The organism is Paenibacillus sinopodophylli (assembly GCF_005930355.1).
Classification (GTDB): Bacteria; Bacillota; Bacilli; order Paenibacillales; family Paenibacillaceae; genus Pristimantibacillus; species Pristimantibacillus sinopodophylli.
Genome location: NZ_VDBO01000001.1, coordinates 491,635 through 506,761 on the forward strand (window position 1 = coordinate 491,635; position 15,127 = coordinate 506,761).

18 protein-coding genes are annotated in these 15,127 nt (G+C 49.4%); all 18 read left to right on the plus strand.

Going from position 1 to position 15,127, the window contains the following annotated elements; genetic code table 11:
- Positions 1–13: 13 nt before the first annotated feature.
- The gene (locus FGT79_RS02025) at positions 14–2,074 is read left to right on the plus strand and encodes a phage minor head protein (RefSeq protein WP_212758495.1); all 2,061 of its coding nucleotides are present in this window, start codon (positions 14–16) and stop codon (positions 2,072–2,074) included.
- On the plus strand, positions 2,071–2,349 hold the full coding sequence (locus FGT79_RS02030; RefSeq protein ID WP_138751113.1) for a hypothetical protein: 279 nt from the start codon (positions 2,071–2,073) through the stop codon (positions 2,347–2,349). Before FGT79_RS02025 ends, FGT79_RS02030 begins: the two co-directional genes overlap by 4 nt.
- A 152-nt stretch (positions 2,350–2,501) precedes the next feature.
- Positions 2,502–3,284, plus strand: a complete 783-nt coding sequence (locus FGT79_RS02035) for a hypothetical protein (protein WP_138751114.1) — start codon at positions 2,502–2,504, stop codon at positions 3,282–3,284.
- Between the two features lie 36 nt (positions 3,285–3,320).
- Entirely contained in the window at positions 3,321–3,737 is a 417-nt protein-coding gene (locus FGT79_RS02040) for a hypothetical protein (protein WP_138751115.1), read from the plus strand.
- A gap of 126 nt (positions 3,738–3,863) precedes the next feature.
- Entirely contained in the window at positions 3,864–4,874 is a 1,011-nt protein-coding gene (locus FGT79_RS02045; protein ID WP_138751116.1) for a major capsid protein, read from the plus strand.
- A gap of 93 nt (positions 4,875–4,967) precedes the next feature.
- A complete protein-coding gene (locus tag FGT79_RS02050) occupies positions 4,968–5,294 on the plus strand; it encodes a hypothetical protein (protein ID WP_138751117.1) in 327 nt (108 codons plus the stop codon).
- Between the two features lie 12 nt (positions 5,295–5,306).
- Complete coding sequence (locus FGT79_RS02055) at positions 5,307–5,684, plus strand: hypothetical protein (RefSeq protein WP_138751118.1); 378 nt, start codon at positions 5,307–5,309, stop codon at positions 5,682–5,684.
- 1 nt (position 5,685) lies between these two features.
- Positions 5,686–6,177: an HK97 gp10 family phage protein gene (locus tag FGT79_RS02060; protein WP_138751119.1), complete on the plus strand. Its 492-nt coding sequence runs from the start codon at positions 5,686–5,688 to the stop codon at positions 6,175–6,177.
- A 10-nt stretch (positions 6,178–6,187) separates the two neighbouring features.
- Positions 6,188–6,655: a hypothetical protein gene (locus FGT79_RS02065; RefSeq protein WP_138751120.1), complete on the plus strand. Its 468-nt coding sequence runs from the start codon at positions 6,188–6,190 to the stop codon at positions 6,653–6,655.
- A gap of 15 nt (positions 6,656–6,670) precedes the next feature.
- Positions 6,671–6,940 carry a YqzN/YkzM domain-containing protein gene (locus FGT79_RS02070; RefSeq protein ID WP_138751121.1) on the plus strand — a complete coding sequence of 90 codons (270 nt, stop codon included), beginning with the start codon at positions 6,671–6,673 and terminating at the stop codon, positions 6,938–6,940.
- 6 nt (positions 6,941–6,946) lie between these two features.
- A complete protein-coding gene (locus FGT79_RS02075; RefSeq protein ID WP_138751122.1) occupies positions 6,947–8,362 on the plus strand; it encodes a phage tail sheath C-terminal domain-containing protein in 1,416 nt (471 codons plus the stop codon).
- A gap of 20 nt (positions 8,363–8,382) precedes the next feature.
- Positions 8,383–8,802, plus strand: a complete 420-nt coding sequence (locus tag FGT79_RS02080) for a phage tail tube protein (protein WP_138751123.1) — start codon at positions 8,383–8,385, stop codon at positions 8,800–8,802.
- A gap of 88 nt (positions 8,803–8,890) precedes the next feature.
- Positions 8,891–9,367, plus strand: a complete 477-nt coding sequence (locus FGT79_RS02085) for a phage tail assembly chaperone (RefSeq protein ID WP_138751124.1) — start codon at positions 8,891–8,893, stop codon at positions 9,365–9,367.
- Between the two features lie 176 nt (positions 9,368–9,543).
- Complete coding sequence (locus FGT79_RS02090) at positions 9,544–12,399, plus strand: tape measure protein (RefSeq protein ID WP_138751125.1); 2,856 nt, start codon at positions 9,544–9,546, stop codon at positions 12,397–12,399.
- Entirely contained in the window at positions 12,396–13,073 is a 678-nt protein-coding gene (locus tag FGT79_RS02095; protein ID WP_138751126.1) for a LysM peptidoglycan-binding domain-containing protein, read from the plus strand. The genes FGT79_RS02090 and FGT79_RS02095 overlap by 4 nt, the downstream gene beginning before the upstream one ends.
- Entirely contained in the window at positions 13,070–14,227 is a 1,158-nt protein-coding gene (locus tag FGT79_RS02100) for an XkdQ/YqbQ family protein (RefSeq protein WP_138751127.1), read from the plus strand. The genes FGT79_RS02095 and FGT79_RS02100 overlap by 4 nt, the downstream gene beginning before the upstream one ends.
- A gap of 12 nt (positions 14,228–14,239) precedes the next feature.
- On the plus strand, positions 14,240–14,692 hold the full coding sequence (locus FGT79_RS02105) for a hypothetical protein (RefSeq protein ID WP_138751128.1): 453 nt from the start codon (positions 14,240–14,242) through the stop codon (positions 14,690–14,692).
- A gap of 13 nt (positions 14,693–14,705) precedes the next feature.
- A complete protein-coding gene (locus FGT79_RS02110) occupies positions 14,706–15,122 on the plus strand; it encodes a DUF2634 domain-containing protein (protein WP_138751129.1) in 417 nt (138 codons plus the stop codon).
- Positions 15,123–15,127: the final 5 nt, after the last annotated feature.

Below are 15,127 nucleotides of genomic sequence, written 5' to 3' on the forward strand. Positions count from 1 at the left end.
GGGGGCGTAAGCTATGGCAGCGAATCCGAAGCCGCATAAAAATGAAGCACTAGATAAGCGCATAGCGGAACGCGAAGCCCGGCTGGAAGCCCACGTAAACAAGTACGACGATATAATGGACAAGAGGGCCGCACAGTATGCCGCCGAAATAAAACCATTTTGGAACCGAGCCGGGAAGGTTATAGGCGAAGAAATGGCGAAGATAGTAGCAGAAATGCAGGACGCGAACGGCGTACCGATTCGCAGGCAGCCTATACGGGCCGCTAAAATGCGGAATATGCAGCGGGCGCTGGAACACTTAGGCAAGCTACAGCGGTATGTACGTGAAGCCGAACAAACCGGGAAGCTTACGAATAACCTGGCGTTTACGTATACTGACAGCTATTACTATAATGCTTTCGGTTTACAGCAAGCGGCCCAACTGGCTATTCTCACCCCGGTTATAACTCATGCCCAGGTAATAGGTGTACTGGCTAACCCTTGGCTGCCCGACGGCAATACGTACAGCGACCGCTTACGCGCGAATACCGCGTTATTAGGCTTGAAAATGCGGGAAAGCGTCGAAGAAGCGGTACAAAAAGGCTGGGATACCCAACGAATAGCCAGACGCATTAAAGATATAGCCGGGGAAGGCTACTATAATAGCGTAAGGCTGGCACGTACGGAAATGACCAGGGCAGCAGGCCAAGGCGCAAGCCATTTATTCATGCAGAATGCCGACGTACTGGACGGCAAGCGCTGGAACGCGACCCTGGATAGTCGTACAGCCCCAAAGGACGCAGCAAACGACAGAAAAATATACGAACTGGGCTATGATACCCCAGAAATACCAGGAAGACCTGGCGAACGTATCCCGAATCATCCTAATTGCCGATGTAAATGGAGTCCTGTTCTTGCTTCATTGGGTGTGCGAGAAGGGGAACGCATAGCAAGGGGCGACGGCGATACGCCGACGAACTTCGGCGAAAATATTTACACAAACGCGAAGGATTATCGAGCATACGCAAAGGAACGCGGTATAGATTTAGACGACAGGCTGCGTAATGACGACCCAAGGCGTTACCTTCGTCGAGACGAACGAGGTAAAAGCCCTGCCCTGGTAAAAGGGGCTTCGGCGGCAACTGCTAAAGCGGTAGCCGCCGCTACCTGGGCCGCCCCGGTAACGCAGCTTATTGCAGGGGGCGTCGTGACGGAAGAAAAGGCCCGCGAAGTCGGCGACCTTATTCGCAAGGAAGTTGAAAGGCGCGTAAAGGATGTAGCCCCAGTCATGCAGCAAAACATAGACGAATTAACAGCAGAAGTAGACACCCTTTTTAAAGGAGCCAACGACTTCGCCTTGCGGTTGAATGCTATGGATTCGAGCGACCCCTCATTTTTGCAACTGTACGACGAGTATATGAAGAAGTATGGCAATGTGAACAAGGAACTGGCTGCCAAGCGCGAGGTAATAGCAAAGGCGAAAAAAGAACTGGCGGGCATTAGGGCTAACGCTGCGGTAGAAGCGCTAACCGAAATTAGACCAATGGGTAGCAAGAAAGCCCATAAATGGGATGCAGGCAGCCATACTAAGGCAAAAGTAGCGATAGCACAGGCGCAGCGATTTTACCCTACCGCATGGCTGAATGATTCTCATAGTTTTAATAGCCTGGATGCTAAAGTAGTAACCAGGGGCTACTATTCTGGGGGCCCTAAAGGGTATTCTTCCGAATTCAAAATAAGCGGGACTACAGAAGATGATTTAACCAGTGTCGCCGTCCATGAATTCGGCCATAGGTTCGAACATATACGCCCCGAAATCAAGAAGCTGGAAAAGCAGTTCTACGATCGACGGACAGCTGGCGAAGACTTGGAATGGATAGGAAAAGGTTTACCGAATTCTGGGTATAGTAAAAGTGAAGTCGCGCGTTTTGATAAATTCTTATCGCGGTATATGGGTAAGGATTACGGAAATAAGGAAACTTCATACTTCGAAATATTTACTATGGGGGCTGAAAGCATCTTTACGGGAACCCACAGGATTGACACTGACCCGGATTACTATAATTTTATTATGGGGGTGCTTGCATCAGTATGAGATTCGAAGCGGCGGGCAAATTAGGAATTAATGAAGTAAGGGTAGCCTGGCAAGACGGCATTCTTTCGGGGAACCAATTAGCTATTCGTATGGTTTTAATACAAGCTGCTAATCTGGAAGGCGAACTGGTAGGCCCGGTAGGGCAGCAGACAGGAACGAAGCACTTACGCAGCGCCCTATCGGCTATGCTGATTATTGACCGGGTACTAACCGAAGCGGTATTTACCGGGGAAGTACCCGAACCTGGTAGCGCGCCCCCTGGGGCCGTTATCTAAATTAATAGACGATAGATAGGCCCCAGGCTTCCACAGCTGCGGGCCTTTTCTATATACCCGGAAACCGGGGCCAAAAAATTCGTTTACCCATATCGAAAAAATGGGGCGCATATAGGGGCAGCCCTTATTACTGCGCTGGAAGGAATACAGTTATGGACTGGCTGAAAAAATTGCAAGAAAGATACCGCGCTGGAAAGATTACGAAGGACGTTTACGACGCGAAGGTAGCCGAAGGTCTGGAAGACGAAGTAATTAACCAGGAAGAACACGACGCAGCCTTAAAATTTGACCCTAAAGCCCCGGAAGGCGGAGAACTCATTTACAGCCAGGAAGACGTAGACCGAATCGTAGTAACTAAGTCGCGTACCCTGCTGCGTAAAGAATTAAAAGCCGCGGGTATCGAACTGGACGTAGATAATAAGGGCCTAATGGCGCACGTAGTTAGCCTGGTAAAAGGCGACGGCACGAAGCCCGAAGGTATTACCGAAGCTGAACTAGCGACACTTCGTAAGGATGCAGGCAAGGCGAAGACAATAGGTGAGCAGCTTAAAAACCTCTCGCTGGAAAACGCGGTACTTCGAAACGTAGGCGGCCAATTTACCCCGGTTAATCCTAACCAGGTAGTACGCGCCCTCCGTGACTATGCCGACGAAATCGAGTACGACGAAAACGACATACCCGAAAAGCGTAGCGTAGAACTGGTATTGCGGAAGCTTGCAAAAGCTGAACCAAACCTATTCAAAGCAGCCGACGAAGGCGCTGGGGAAGACGACCATGGGAATGAAGGTGACCAGGGCAATAAGGGCGACGGCTTCAAGGGGAAACCCCCAGGCGGCGGCGCTGGTGGCGGTAAAGCAGCTAACAAGTCTAAAGAAGACGCTACACTGGCTGCTATGCTTACTAGCGTTGGCATTAAGACGGACGCCGGAAAGTAAAGAAATTAAAACTACTTGTGAAAAGAGGAATTACACATGCCAGGAACTTATGACGGTCAAATCCGAAAAGCTTCGGTACTAGGCAGTAAAGAGATTAAAGCCAGCGCGCACTATCAGGTAATGCCTGTAGGCGGTACGTTGGACGGTACAAAATTCGCAGCTGGGGCGCTCATCCTAGAAGGCCAATGCCTTGTACGTGAGAAAGCGACAAAGAAATACGTACCATACAATGCGGGGGGCGTCGTAGATGCTGCGGGTAATATACCAACTACCCACGATAACCCGGTAATTCTTGACCAGTCCATTAAATTTACAGCGAAGGACGACGGGAGTAACCCCGACGTAATCTTCGGCCAGGCACTTATCGTAGGCGCAGTATACGAAGGCCAGCTAATCGGCTTTACCGCAGGCTTTAAGGCGGCTACGCCGCAGATTCGATACGTATCGCTGTAATGAGAAGGGCTGCGAATCCCGCAGCCTTTTTTAATGCGACCCGGTAAGCGCGCTGGTAGTTTGTTAGTATCCGGGGCCAGGTATCCAGCGCACCAAACAAAATAAACCCACAGGGGGAATACAGCAATGGCAGGATTAGCACAGTATAGCGACAAATTCAGTAACCCGCTTTTCACACGTTTTATTCAAGAAATCCCGGTAAAAGCCGACTTCATTATGGGCCGCTTCTTACCGCGCCAGGAGACTTTCGAAACTAAATTCCACGAAAGTTATGTAACGCGCCAGGCTGATATGGCGAATATCGTATCGACGCTGGCCGAAGTGCCTTTAACTGACCGCGACCCTATGCGTAAAGTATCCGGGGAAATCGCGGATATTGCACAAGGCTACCTGGTAACGAAGGAAGAACTGGGTGCGCTTATGGATAAATCTAGTGACACTACCCGCCGTACCCTGGCAGAAACGCAATTGCTGGGTAAAACGGTACAGATTCGACAAAACGTAGATGCGCGTATCGAATGGATGGGCGCGCAGGCACTTACCGAAGGTACGCTTACTTACAACAAAGACGGTGTGCTACTTACGGTAGACTTTGGTATCCAGGCGTCTAACAAAAAGACAGCAGCCGTTAAATGGGACGACATTTCGCCTACAATTATTGCCGATTACGAAGCTTGGGTAGCTGCTTATATCGCACTTAACGGTGTAGGGCCTGCGCTTTACATGACTTCGACCGCTGTAATTAACAAAATGCTGAACGATACCCTGGTACGTAAGCAAATTACTGGACTGTCGGACAAGCTTATTACCATTACTGAACTTAATGCTTTCCTTACAGGCCGTAACATGCCTGGCGTAGAGGCATGGGACAGCCAGGTAACATACCGCGACCTTAACAATGGTTCGCGCACTTCTGCCCGCCTGCTAAACGCGAAAAAAGGCGTATTCTTACGCGAAGGCGGCGAAATCGGCCAGCAACTTATGGGGCCGACAATTGAAAACGAAATGAAGCCGGGTATTTTCGCCGAAACTATCGACCTTAAAATGCCGACACGTTCGGTTATTAACGTCGTAGCTTCCAGCTTCCCGAAAATCAGTAACCCCGACCTCATTATGCAGACTACGGTACTAGCATAATTATCTGGAAATAAGAAGTAATGCCCGGCCTTTCCTGGCCGGGTAAATATACGGGAAAGTCGAAAGGGAGTAGAGGAAATGCTTAAAAAAGTATTGATTATCGCCCAGGGCGTAAGCTTCGCAGGCGTAGAAGTAGCCGTCGGTACAGAACTGGAACTAAGCGAAATTAGCGCCGCTTCGCTTATCGAATCGGGCCACGCAGAAGGCGGCGAAGAAGTAAAGACTTTCAACCCGAACGCGGGCGCCAATGACCCGACCGAGGAAGAAAAGCAAACGGAAGCCTTGAACGCGCAGTACAAGCGCGACGAACTGTACGCCGCAGCTAAAGAAGTAGGCGTAGACCTGGCCTACGACGCGACGAAGCCCGTAATTATCGCGGCTGTAATCGCCCAGGGCTTCGCAGCTGCGCTTATTAAGTAAGGGGGGCTACGTATGACGGCTTTTCTTACTGCTGCGGAACTGCCGACCTATTACCCTAACAGCATGGCCGAAGGCGACGTAACGAAGTACCTGGGACGCGCTAATGCTTATTGTTACGGTGTAATCGGCGGCTACCCGCCTACGGTAGACGATAACCTAAAATTTATCGTTTCTACGGCCTTCGAAATCCTGGCCGAAGGGCAGACTTCGCAGACTGACAATGTTACTGGGATTATTACCGAAAGCGCCCCGGCTTCTTCCTTTAGCCGGGAAAAAGCGAACAGTGACCCGCTTTCTGCCGTCGATAAAATGCTACTGCCGTATAAAAAAGCCTTTGAAGCGGCTAATACAGCCCAGGCTGACAACGGCGTAACATGGTTGGGCGGCTAAAATGGCGCGGCGTGTTTTGGAACAAAGTGGCTTGAAAGAATGGCAGAAATGGCTGGTAAGCCTGGAAAATACGGAAGTAAAGAATACCCAAAGCCGTATCCTTCGTTCTTCGGGCCTTCGGGCGCTGGAACACCTGGACGACTATACGCCCGTAAGAACGGGACGCTTACGCGGTAGTATGTCAATGGGCGGCCCGGATAACGTATTTAAGCTGCAAGCCGGGAACCGGGGCTACGTCTTCGTCGGTACAGCCGTCCCATATGCGGAACAGGTTAATGACGGATGGACTATGACACGCGGGCAGTATGTACCGGGGGAATGGCGCAGTGGGACTTTTCACTATATCCCGCAGCATCACAGGGGTATTATCCTTTCGGGTAAAGTTATTCCGGGCCGCCATATGTTCGAAAGGGCAATGGACGACCTGGAAAACGACCTGGGCGCTATTTTGGAATACGAATTCCGCAGGCTGTATCAAAAGCTATTTAGTTAGGGGGGCAGGCATGGAAAACTACTTTACGTACGAACTGGAAGCTATAACCCGCTGGGTAAAGGCTACGGCAGGACTTAGCAGTATGCTTCTATCGGCTGCCCCACCTACCGTAGCCCGGCCCGTTATCCTATGGGAAGCGCCGCAGCGTAGCCGCGATAGAAATATTAGCCGCTACGTCTTCGTAAATAAGGTGCGGCAATACGGGCGGCTATTCGCTGCCGATCTGCTGAAGCTGCTGGACTACCAGGCCCGCTTACAGCTAGACCTGGAAGACCGCGACGGCCTACTGGAAGTATTCGACCGTACAGGCACTGTAATCGGCAAGCTGAAAGAAGTTACGGTTCGCTTTGAAACAAGCGAAGCCTTAGACGTTCCTTTCAGCGTCGAATACGAAGCAACATACAGCCGTAACCGACCAGTAGACCCGCCAGCTGCTTCGACCGTAATTACGAATCCACACTACAACCCACCAGGGTAAGAAAGGGGCTACAGGATGAAACAGAGTAAGAGAGAGCAGGCCGGGGCGCCTGCTATTTTTATGCCTTCTGATCTTATCGCAGGAGCGGCACACTTCGGCGCTTCGCCCGAACTTATGGCCGGGGCGCTCTATGGTGTTACGGAAGCTATTACCAGGGATGAAGCCGAAACGAGACTAGAAAAATTCAAAACGAAGACTGTAACGACAGAAACGACAGAAACGACAGAAACGACAGAAATAACGGAAACAGTGGAAACAGTGAAAGACGATACGAAAGGGGAATAAACCAAAATGGCAGGAACATACACAGAAGGCCAAAGCCAGGAATTAAGCGGCGTGTATTCGCTAGTAAAGGCCACTTCTAGCCAAGGGCCTAGCGCGGAAATTGGCGTAGCGGCTTTCCCGTTTACAGCAAACTGGGGGCCAATTAACCAACTGCTGCCTTACGCTTCGGCGAAGGATTTTAACGACACATATAACGCAGACGGTACGGCCTTTACGGCGAACAAAGTCTACGACTTGGCTTACGCCGACGCGACTTACAAGCCGAATACCCTGCTAGGCTATCGTCTGGCGGTAGCATCTGCGGCGAAAGGTACGGCTATTCTGGCAGTAGCTTCAGGTACGGCATGGACGCTGGAAACCTTATACCATTCTGACCGCGCTTTTACAGCTGTCGTTAAGGCAGGCGTTGCAGTAGGCACTACCCGCGTAGAGATCGTCGAAGCTGGCGTCGTTCTATGGGGTGACGAATCTGACACTGTAGCAGGCTTAGCAGCTAAATTAGCAGCCAGCCCTGTAGTTCGGGTTAAAGTACAGGGTACGAACTTGCCTTCTAATACGGCAGGCGTAGTATTCGCAGATGGTAACAATGGCGCAGCACCAACTGTAACTGAATATATCGCCTTCCTTACGGAAGTTGAAACAGACGGTACAGCGAACGCGGTAGCACTTGATGGTGCAACTGACGAATCTATTTTAACGGTACTGGAAACCTGGGTAAAGCGGGTACGTGGCGAAGGCCTATACCTGGAAGCTTACCGGGGTGGCGTAGCAGGCTGGGATACAGACTTAACCCTGCCAAACGCGAAAAGTGTATCAATTAACTATCGCGGAATTGTCAACGTAGGTAATGGTTGCGATGGCTACACTTCGGCAGATATGGCGATCTTCGCAGCGGCTTTCTCTTGCAGCCGTCCGCTTAACACAAGCGTAACCGACCAAGTAACGCCATTTACGGCAGTCAATTCGAAGACGCAGCTTACGAGGGCTAACCGTATCCTGGCGAAGCAAAAGGGTACACTTCTATTTATCACGAAGGGCGGCAAAGTGGTAATTGACGAAGGCGTAAATACTCTTTCAGCAGTAACAGGCGACGAAAAGCTGGAAATGCGTAAAATGCGCGTATCTCGAACTATCGACTATGTTAACCGCGCTACTGAATCATTTGGCGACGAATACAAAAAAACAAAGTCAAATACGACGGCAGCCCGCCAGGCATTCGCTGCAACAATTGAGGACGAATTCTTCCGGGGCCTTGTACGTGACGAAATTATCCAGCCTTCCTATTCCTACAAGGAAGACCCTGACTACCACAGCGACAAAGCCAGCAAAAACCCGAAAATCGACGAAGCCTTCTTCTACTCCGAATATTGGCCGACCGATTCTATGGAAAAAATCTATCAAAAATTCGGCGTGAAATTTTAAGAGAGGGGGCGTATATATAAATGGCTAACATTGACGGCAATGAAATTATTAACGGTAAGTATGGTCACCTGTACGACGAAAACGGCCAGGAAAACCAAACCGTACAGGAATTCGAAGCAAACGTCGAATTTGCTAAAGAAGAAATTCAGTTACCTGGTCAGTTTTTAAGTACTCATAAAGTAATGGGTGGGACTGGTAGCGGTAGTATGACTTTCCTTAAAATCGACAGCCGCCTACAAAAGAAAATAGCTGATAACCCTACGGCTAAATTCGTATTTCGTGGCGTCTTAGCAGATCCGACAAGCCGGGGCCAGGAAGCGGTACTGCTTCGCGGTGTAAGCTTCGATAGCGCGCCGCTTATGCACTTCGCAGTAGACAGTAACGTAGAGGTATCACTGGACTTCACCTTCGACGCTTTCAACTACGTACAAACGATCTAGTAAAGAAGTAAAGATATAAAGATGAAAGGGGCGGCTAAATGCTAGCCCCTTTTTAATTTCCCAACAGTCGAAAGGATGGTAAACAAACATGGCAAACGTAAAAAAATTCTTTTCTTTAGAGGACGTACTAGGTAAAGACGCTGCGGAACTCACAGCAATTAAGCAGGGCGAATTCGAAGTAGACAAGCTAGGCGATGTACCCTATACGGCTATTGATTCGGTCGAGTACAAGCAGATTAAAAAGGACTGTGTAAAAATGACACCTAACGGCACAGGTGGTATGGAACCCGAAGTAGACGACGATAAAATGATGGCGCGCGTGGTAATCGCAGCTGTACACAAAGATACGCGAAGCAACTTTACTTTTGCTAGTAAGGCGCTGCTGGAAAAGTTGACAGAAGCGAACGCTAAAGAAGGTAAGCCGCCAGTAACAACTGCCGACGAAGCAATCAGTATTCTACTGTCACCAGGGGAAATTATTAACTTCGCCGTAAAAATCCAGGGCGATAGCGGATTCGGACAAAAAGCCGCGAAGGAAACGCAGGAATCCGTAAAAAACTCCTAAAATCGAATGGCGAAGCAAAACTACTGGGCTACATATGGAACGACAAAGGTAAGTTTCCGTCGGAAATACTAGCCCTACCGCCATTCGAGAGGGAATTTATCTACCAGGCTACAATGCTAAAAATAAAAGAAGAACAAAAAGCAGCTAAGAAGAAATAGGCGAAGGGGGGTACTAAATTGTCGCGTGAGTTTACCATGGGGATACGGCTTAATTACTTCGATAACGACTTTACACGGGGTATAAGAGAAGCGAACCGAAATACAAACGGCTTCCGTGACAGTATGCGGGGCGCGGCAACTAGCGCCGACGGGCTGATAGGAAAACTGGGGGCCTTGGCAGTAGCCCTGGGCGGTATCGCAGCTGGTAAAAAAGCCTTCGACTGGCTGATAGGGTCGAATGCGGATATGGAACAATACCAAAATACGTTAACCGTCGTACTAGGAAGCGCGGAAGAAGCGACGAAAACGCTCACCTGGGCTAATAAATTCGCCGCACAGACCCCCTTCGAAATTCCACAGGTAGTCGAAGCGACCACGAAAATGGCGGCATACGGCATTAACGCAAAGAAAACGCTGGGGATTGTCGGCGATATGGCAAGCGTCATGGGTAAAGACCTCATTCAAGCCGTCGAAGCTGTAGCCGATGCACAGACCGGGGAACTTGAACGGCTGAAAGAATTCGGTATAACAAAGAAAATGATAGAGGAACAGGCGAAGCTACTAGGCAGTACACCGATTGATAGCAAGGGCAGTATAACGGATGTGACCGCCTTCAATGCTGCGTTATTCGCTCTAATGGAAAAGCGATTTAAGGGCGGTATGGCTATGCAAGCGACAAGCTATAAAGGGATGATTTCCAATGCTTCTGACTTCGTAGCGACGCTAGGGCGAAACCTGGGTAAACCTCTTTTTGATAAGGCAAAGAAAAACCTGGAGAACTACCTGGATTTCTTAAACAAATTGCAGGATAGTGGAGCCATTGACCGCTTCATAAGTAAAGTACACCAACTTGGGGCCGTCGTAGGTAACGAAATGGCTTACGCGCAGAAAGTGATTGTAGGGGCCTTTCGAGCCGCCAAGAATGCCAGCGCCCCTGTCTTCCAATACATTAAGACAAACTGGCAGGACATAAAGCCGTTCGTACAGGGCGTGGCTATTGCCATAGGCGCGGTAGTCGGTGCAATGACCGCTATGCGGACATATACAATTGCCGCTACTATTGCTATGCGGCTGCTATCGGCGGCCATGCTTACGAATCCAATAGGCTGGGTTATTTTAGCCGTAGGGTTGCTTATCGGACTATTTATAAAAATGAACGGTGGTATAGATGGCGCGAAGACGAAGTTGCTGGAAATGTGGAACACAGCTAAAAAATTCGGCCAGGCTATTGTAGACATTTTTACAAAATCCGATCCTACGAAGCTGTTCGATATGGGCTTTAGTCTGAAATTCATTCAGGCGGTATTTAAGGTAGTTACTGGGGCCCGGTACATGGCTGACCAGCTAGTAAAGGCCTTCGCCTGGATAGGTGCAACGGCCATAAAATACTGGCCGACCATTAAAAATACGGCCATCTCCACGCTAAACGCCCTAGTATCGGCTTTTCGATGGGTTGTTCAGCAGGCCATAAAATACTGGCCTACCATAAAGGCCGTAGCGCTAACCGTAATAAACGCCCTAGGGACAGCTTTCCGTTGGATACAACAGCTAGCAGCAAAATACTGGCCGACTGTTTCGGGTATCGCAATGGGCGTAATAAATGACCTGGTAAACGGTTTTAAGTTTGTCCAATCGGTTACTAAACGCGTATGGCCTATGATACAAAATACGGTGCTTCATATGTGGGAAGCCGTACAGAAGAACGTCATACCGACGGTTAAGTTACTACTTTCAGTAGCCGTAAATACCTTTAAGTCGATAATGGCAGTAGCTATACCACTAGGCGCTGCCATTTATAACTTTTTTAAAGCAATTGCGCCGACGGTTCTTATGTTGGTAGGTATCATAGCTTGGGCGGTAACTACGATCTTATGGCCCGCTATTATGGTGGTATACAAAGTCATAGCCCAGTTGGCAGCAGCATTAATTCCTGTAGTCGTAAAGATAGCGACGTCTATTGTCGGGGCCTTTACTAAAGTTCTTAACTGGGTTACGGCAATATGGCCTGCGATAAGTAAAATCATTTTAGCGGCCTTCGTAATCATAATGGCAACCTGGACGCTCTTAGGGCCTTATATTATGGCCGCGTTAAGTACAATTGGCAGTATCATTGTCGGCGGCTTCCAGGTAATTATGGCCGTCGTTAAATTCGTATGGAATACGATTACCAGCATTATAAGCATCGCCTGGGCGATTATATCGGGGCTGATACAGACGGCGTTAGGCCTACTTACGGGTGACTGGAAAATGGCCTGGGAAGGAATAAAAAGCGTATTCGAAGGCATATGGAACGGTATTATAGACTTCCTGGGCGGCTTGGGAAGCCTGTTCTACGATTCGGGTAAGGCTATCATTACGACCCTGGTAGACGGGATAAAAAGTATGGCTATGGCCCCGGTAAAAGCAATTGAAGGCGTTATGGAAAAGGTGCGCGAATTCCTGCCATTCTCTGACGCGAAAAAGGGCCCACTTTCCCAGCTAACGTATAGCGGGGGCGCGGTAATGACTACCCTAGCAACTGGCGTAAACAAGCAGCAGGGCGCACTCCAAGACGCTGTAAGCAATGCTTTCGCTGGTACTAACATGGGTATGAATGTAACGGCTACTGCCAGCGGGTCTACAATGGCCGCTGGCGCGTCGTTTAGTGCTGCTGGTACGAATATTGCACCAACGGGCGTTAGCACCGTAGCCGCCCCGGCAGCGAAGGCAAACGGTGATATAAACGTAGCCAGCCTGGTAGGGAAGATAGAATTACACGCGAAAGCAGGCGACAATGCCGACGACCTGGTAGACCAATTTATCGACCGCCTTCACACAAGGGCGAAGGAAGCAGTTGCTATTCTTACGTCGGCAGATAAGGGGGCGCTTGTATGACCTTACCAGGTATCAAAGTCGAAATAACCATAAAAGACAACGAAACCGGGAAAAGCATAACGATCCCAGTACTGCCGACGGGGGGTGAAATAGCCTACGACGACGGCGATCAAAGGCCGATAACCGTAGATATTTTAGACCTAGGGACGGTATCCATACCCGCAGGCGTAGAACTAGACAACATCAGCTGGGAATCTTTCTTCCCAGCCAGGCACGACCCCAGCTACTGCGCCGTCGGCCCTGGCCTGCTTAAAGCACCAGTATCTTATCGAAACCAGTTTTCTTCCTGGAAAGATAACGGCGCAAGTTTACAGGTAATAATAGCGGCCTTCGGAATTAATAAAACTATGTTTTTACAATCGTTTAAGCCGAAGCTGCGGGGCGCGGAAGGCGACATATATTACGCGGTAAACTTTACTGAATATATAAAGCTGGCCCCGAAGAAGGTTAAGCCCGACGGTACGCCAGTATCTACTGGGCAAACAGCCGAAGACAGACCAGCCCCCGCGTCTTCGGCTGCTACTTCGGCTACATACACCGTAGTAAGTGGCGACACACTGGCGCTTATTGGTAAGAAAGTACCGAAGCCCTGGAAAACGATTTATGAAGACAATAAAGCGGTAATCGGCCCTAACCCGAATTTAATAAAACCAGGCCAGGTATATAAGCTATGACCCTGCGCCTGGTTATTAATATGCAAGATTTAGCACCGTTGCTTTCATCACCGCCTAGAATTACGGACGATATAGAAGCGTCTTGCCGTTCGCTGGACTTCCAACTGCAAGCTGCCGAAGGCCTGGTAAATTATTTAGGCCAATCAGTCGAACTATTTGTAGGTGAAAGGCGTGAATTTTTTGGATTCCTGGAAGTTAGGGGCTGGGAAGCTAAAGGAACAATAACATACAAGGTTTACGACCCGCTGTATTTCCTGGTTAAAAATCCCGACGACTACTACTTCGCGGGGGGCCTTACAGCAAGTCAACGAGCAGAAGAAGTCTTAAAAAACGTCGGCGTAGTGCGTGGTAAACTTGCCCCTACAGGGGTAGTTCTTCCAGCGTCTTTTTATAAGAAGGCCGAAGGCGATAAAGTTATAATCGACGGCCTGGTAAAAACTTCTAGGGGTGGAGGTAAGAAGTATTGGCTGCGCTTCGACCCTTCGGTAACAGACTTCGGGGCTACGATCTTCGAGAGGAAAATGCCAACTGAAATGTGGGCCTTCCAGCGTGGCGTAAATATGACAGCTGCGAAGTACGAAGAAAGCCTAGAAGATCACTACAACGTAGTTAAGTTGGTTAACCGGGAAACGGGTAAGACTGTCGTACAATTTGACGAAAAATCCATAGAGAACTTCGGGGCCAGAACACGCTTCGAAGAAGTAGACAAAGATCACGAAAAGACTATGGAATCTGATGCAGCGGCCATGCTGGAAGAAGGCGTAAAGATTAAAGCGTCTATCGGTATCGAAGGCGTTAACGACGACATGGTAATGCCTGTCTTCCACGTAGGCGACGTTATTTACGTAGAAGACGATCTAACCCAGGCGCTAGGCCCTTATTATATTCGCCGTGTAGAACATACCTTCCAAAGCAGCCGACGTATTACGATGGTTTTTGACGTCGAAGAAGCACCAGGATTACCGCCTGTACCATTTGATAGCGCCGAAGACGACACGAAGGACTATACAGCAAACGGTAAAAAGATAAAGAAGCCGAGAAAGAAAAAAGCGACTTCCAAAGACGGTAAAGGTAAGGGCGTAAGCGAAACACAAGTCTATAACGACGAAATGAAGGGGCTTATTACGAAGTACGGCCTAGACGGTAAGAAGTAGGGGGCGGTAAGGATGGCAAAAAATACTGACAAGACCGTAGCGCTATTACAACTTCTTCGATTTATGAGCAGTAGCGATGGGGAAAATGGCCTGCATGTTGTAGTAGTAAAGACTTCTGACCCCGACCCTATTACTTTAGTTATGCAGGGTACGAAGCTGGCCCTAGGGCTGGATATATTCGAAATTCCAGTAGACTGCTATCCGCTACGTGAAGGCGACCAACTGCTAGCTTTCCCAGTAGCCGGGGGCGAAGGTGGTAGTAACCGCTGGGCTATCCTGGCGAAGCTTAACGGGGGCCTGGTTATGGCTACCTGGGACGGTAGTAAAGTAAAGCCTGACGGAATGGCGGCGACTTACAGCGCTACAAAGCCTAACGGGCTTACGCTGGCAAATGGTGATAGGGTGGCGATAGCGCCGACATGGGACGGCAGCCAGGTAAGCTATATCATTCTTAACAAGTATTAAGGGGGCGGTATTCATGGCAAGTAAAGACAACCGAAAAACCCCGGTATACGACTGGCAGGCTGGGGAATTCGCTACCGACGCTTCGGGCAAGGTACGAACGGCCACAGGCGCGGAAGCAGTAGAACAAATTGTAATAAAAGCCCAGCAGACTATTCGCGGGCTTTTTTTAATTTACGCAGCCGACCCGGAAGTAGAAGAAAGCCGGGGCCATACCTATGGCAGCGATGTAGATAATATTCGAATATCGGATCTTCCGACCGCTGCGAAGCTTTCGGAAATGGAAAGGGCCGTAAGGGAAGCCGTTATATACGACCCCTGGTTACGGGACGTACGCGACATAACGATACAGCGCCAGGGCATGGATGAAGCCGTAATAACGGCAACTATCGACCATGTTTACGGTACAGATACTTTAACATTCACCGCATAAGGAAG

Coding starts and splice junctions, on each gene's coding strand:
- FGT79_RS02025 (WP_212758495.1), top strand. CDS start 14: ATGGCAGCGAATCCGAAGCCGCATAAAAATGAAGCACTAGATAAGCGC.
- FGT79_RS02030 (WP_138751113.1), top strand. CDS start 2,071: ATGAGATTCGAAGCGGCGGGCAAATTAGGAATTAATGAAGTAAGGGTA.
- FGT79_RS02035 (WP_138751114.1), top strand. CDS start 2,502: ATGGACTGGCTGAAAAAATTGCAAGAAAGATACCGCGCTGGAAAGATT.
- FGT79_RS02040 (WP_138751115.1), top strand. CDS start 3,321: ATGCCAGGAACTTATGACGGTCAAATCCGAAAAGCTTCGGTACTAGGC.
- FGT79_RS02045 (WP_138751116.1), top strand. CDS start 3,864: ATGGCAGGATTAGCACAGTATAGCGACAAATTCAGTAACCCGCTTTTC.
- FGT79_RS02055 (WP_138751118.1), top strand. CDS start 5,307: ATGACGGCTTTTCTTACTGCTGCGGAACTGCCGACCTATTACCCTAAC.
- FGT79_RS02060 (WP_138751119.1), top strand. CDS start 5,686: ATGGCGCGGCGTGTTTTGGAACAAAGTGGCTTGAAAGAATGGCAGAAA.
- FGT79_RS02065 (WP_138751120.1), top strand. CDS start 6,188: ATGGAAAACTACTTTACGTACGAACTGGAAGCTATAACCCGCTGGGTA.
- FGT79_RS02070 (WP_138751121.1), top strand. CDS start 6,671: ATGAAACAGAGTAAGAGAGAGCAGGCCGGGGCGCCTGCTATTTTTATG.
- FGT79_RS02075 (WP_138751122.1), top strand. CDS start 6,947: ATGGCAGGAACATACACAGAAGGCCAAAGCCAGGAATTAAGCGGCGTG.
- FGT79_RS02080 (WP_138751123.1), top strand. CDS start 8,383: ATGGCTAACATTGACGGCAATGAAATTATTAACGGTAAGTATGGTCAC.
- FGT79_RS02085 (WP_138751124.1), top strand. CDS start 8,891: ATGGCAAACGTAAAAAAATTCTTTTCTTTAGAGGACGTACTAGGTAAA.
- FGT79_RS02095 (WP_138751126.1), top strand. CDS start 12,396: ATGACCTTACCAGGTATCAAAGTCGAAATAACCATAAAAGACAACGAA.
- FGT79_RS02100 (WP_138751127.1), top strand. CDS start 13,070: ATGACCCTGCGCCTGGTTATTAATATGCAAGATTTAGCACCGTTGCTT.
- FGT79_RS02105 (WP_138751128.1), top strand. CDS start 14,240: ATGGCAAAAAATACTGACAAGACCGTAGCGCTATTACAACTTCTTCGA.
- FGT79_RS02110 (WP_138751129.1), top strand. CDS start 14,706: ATGGCAAGTAAAGACAACCGAAAAACCCCGGTATACGACTGGCAGGCT.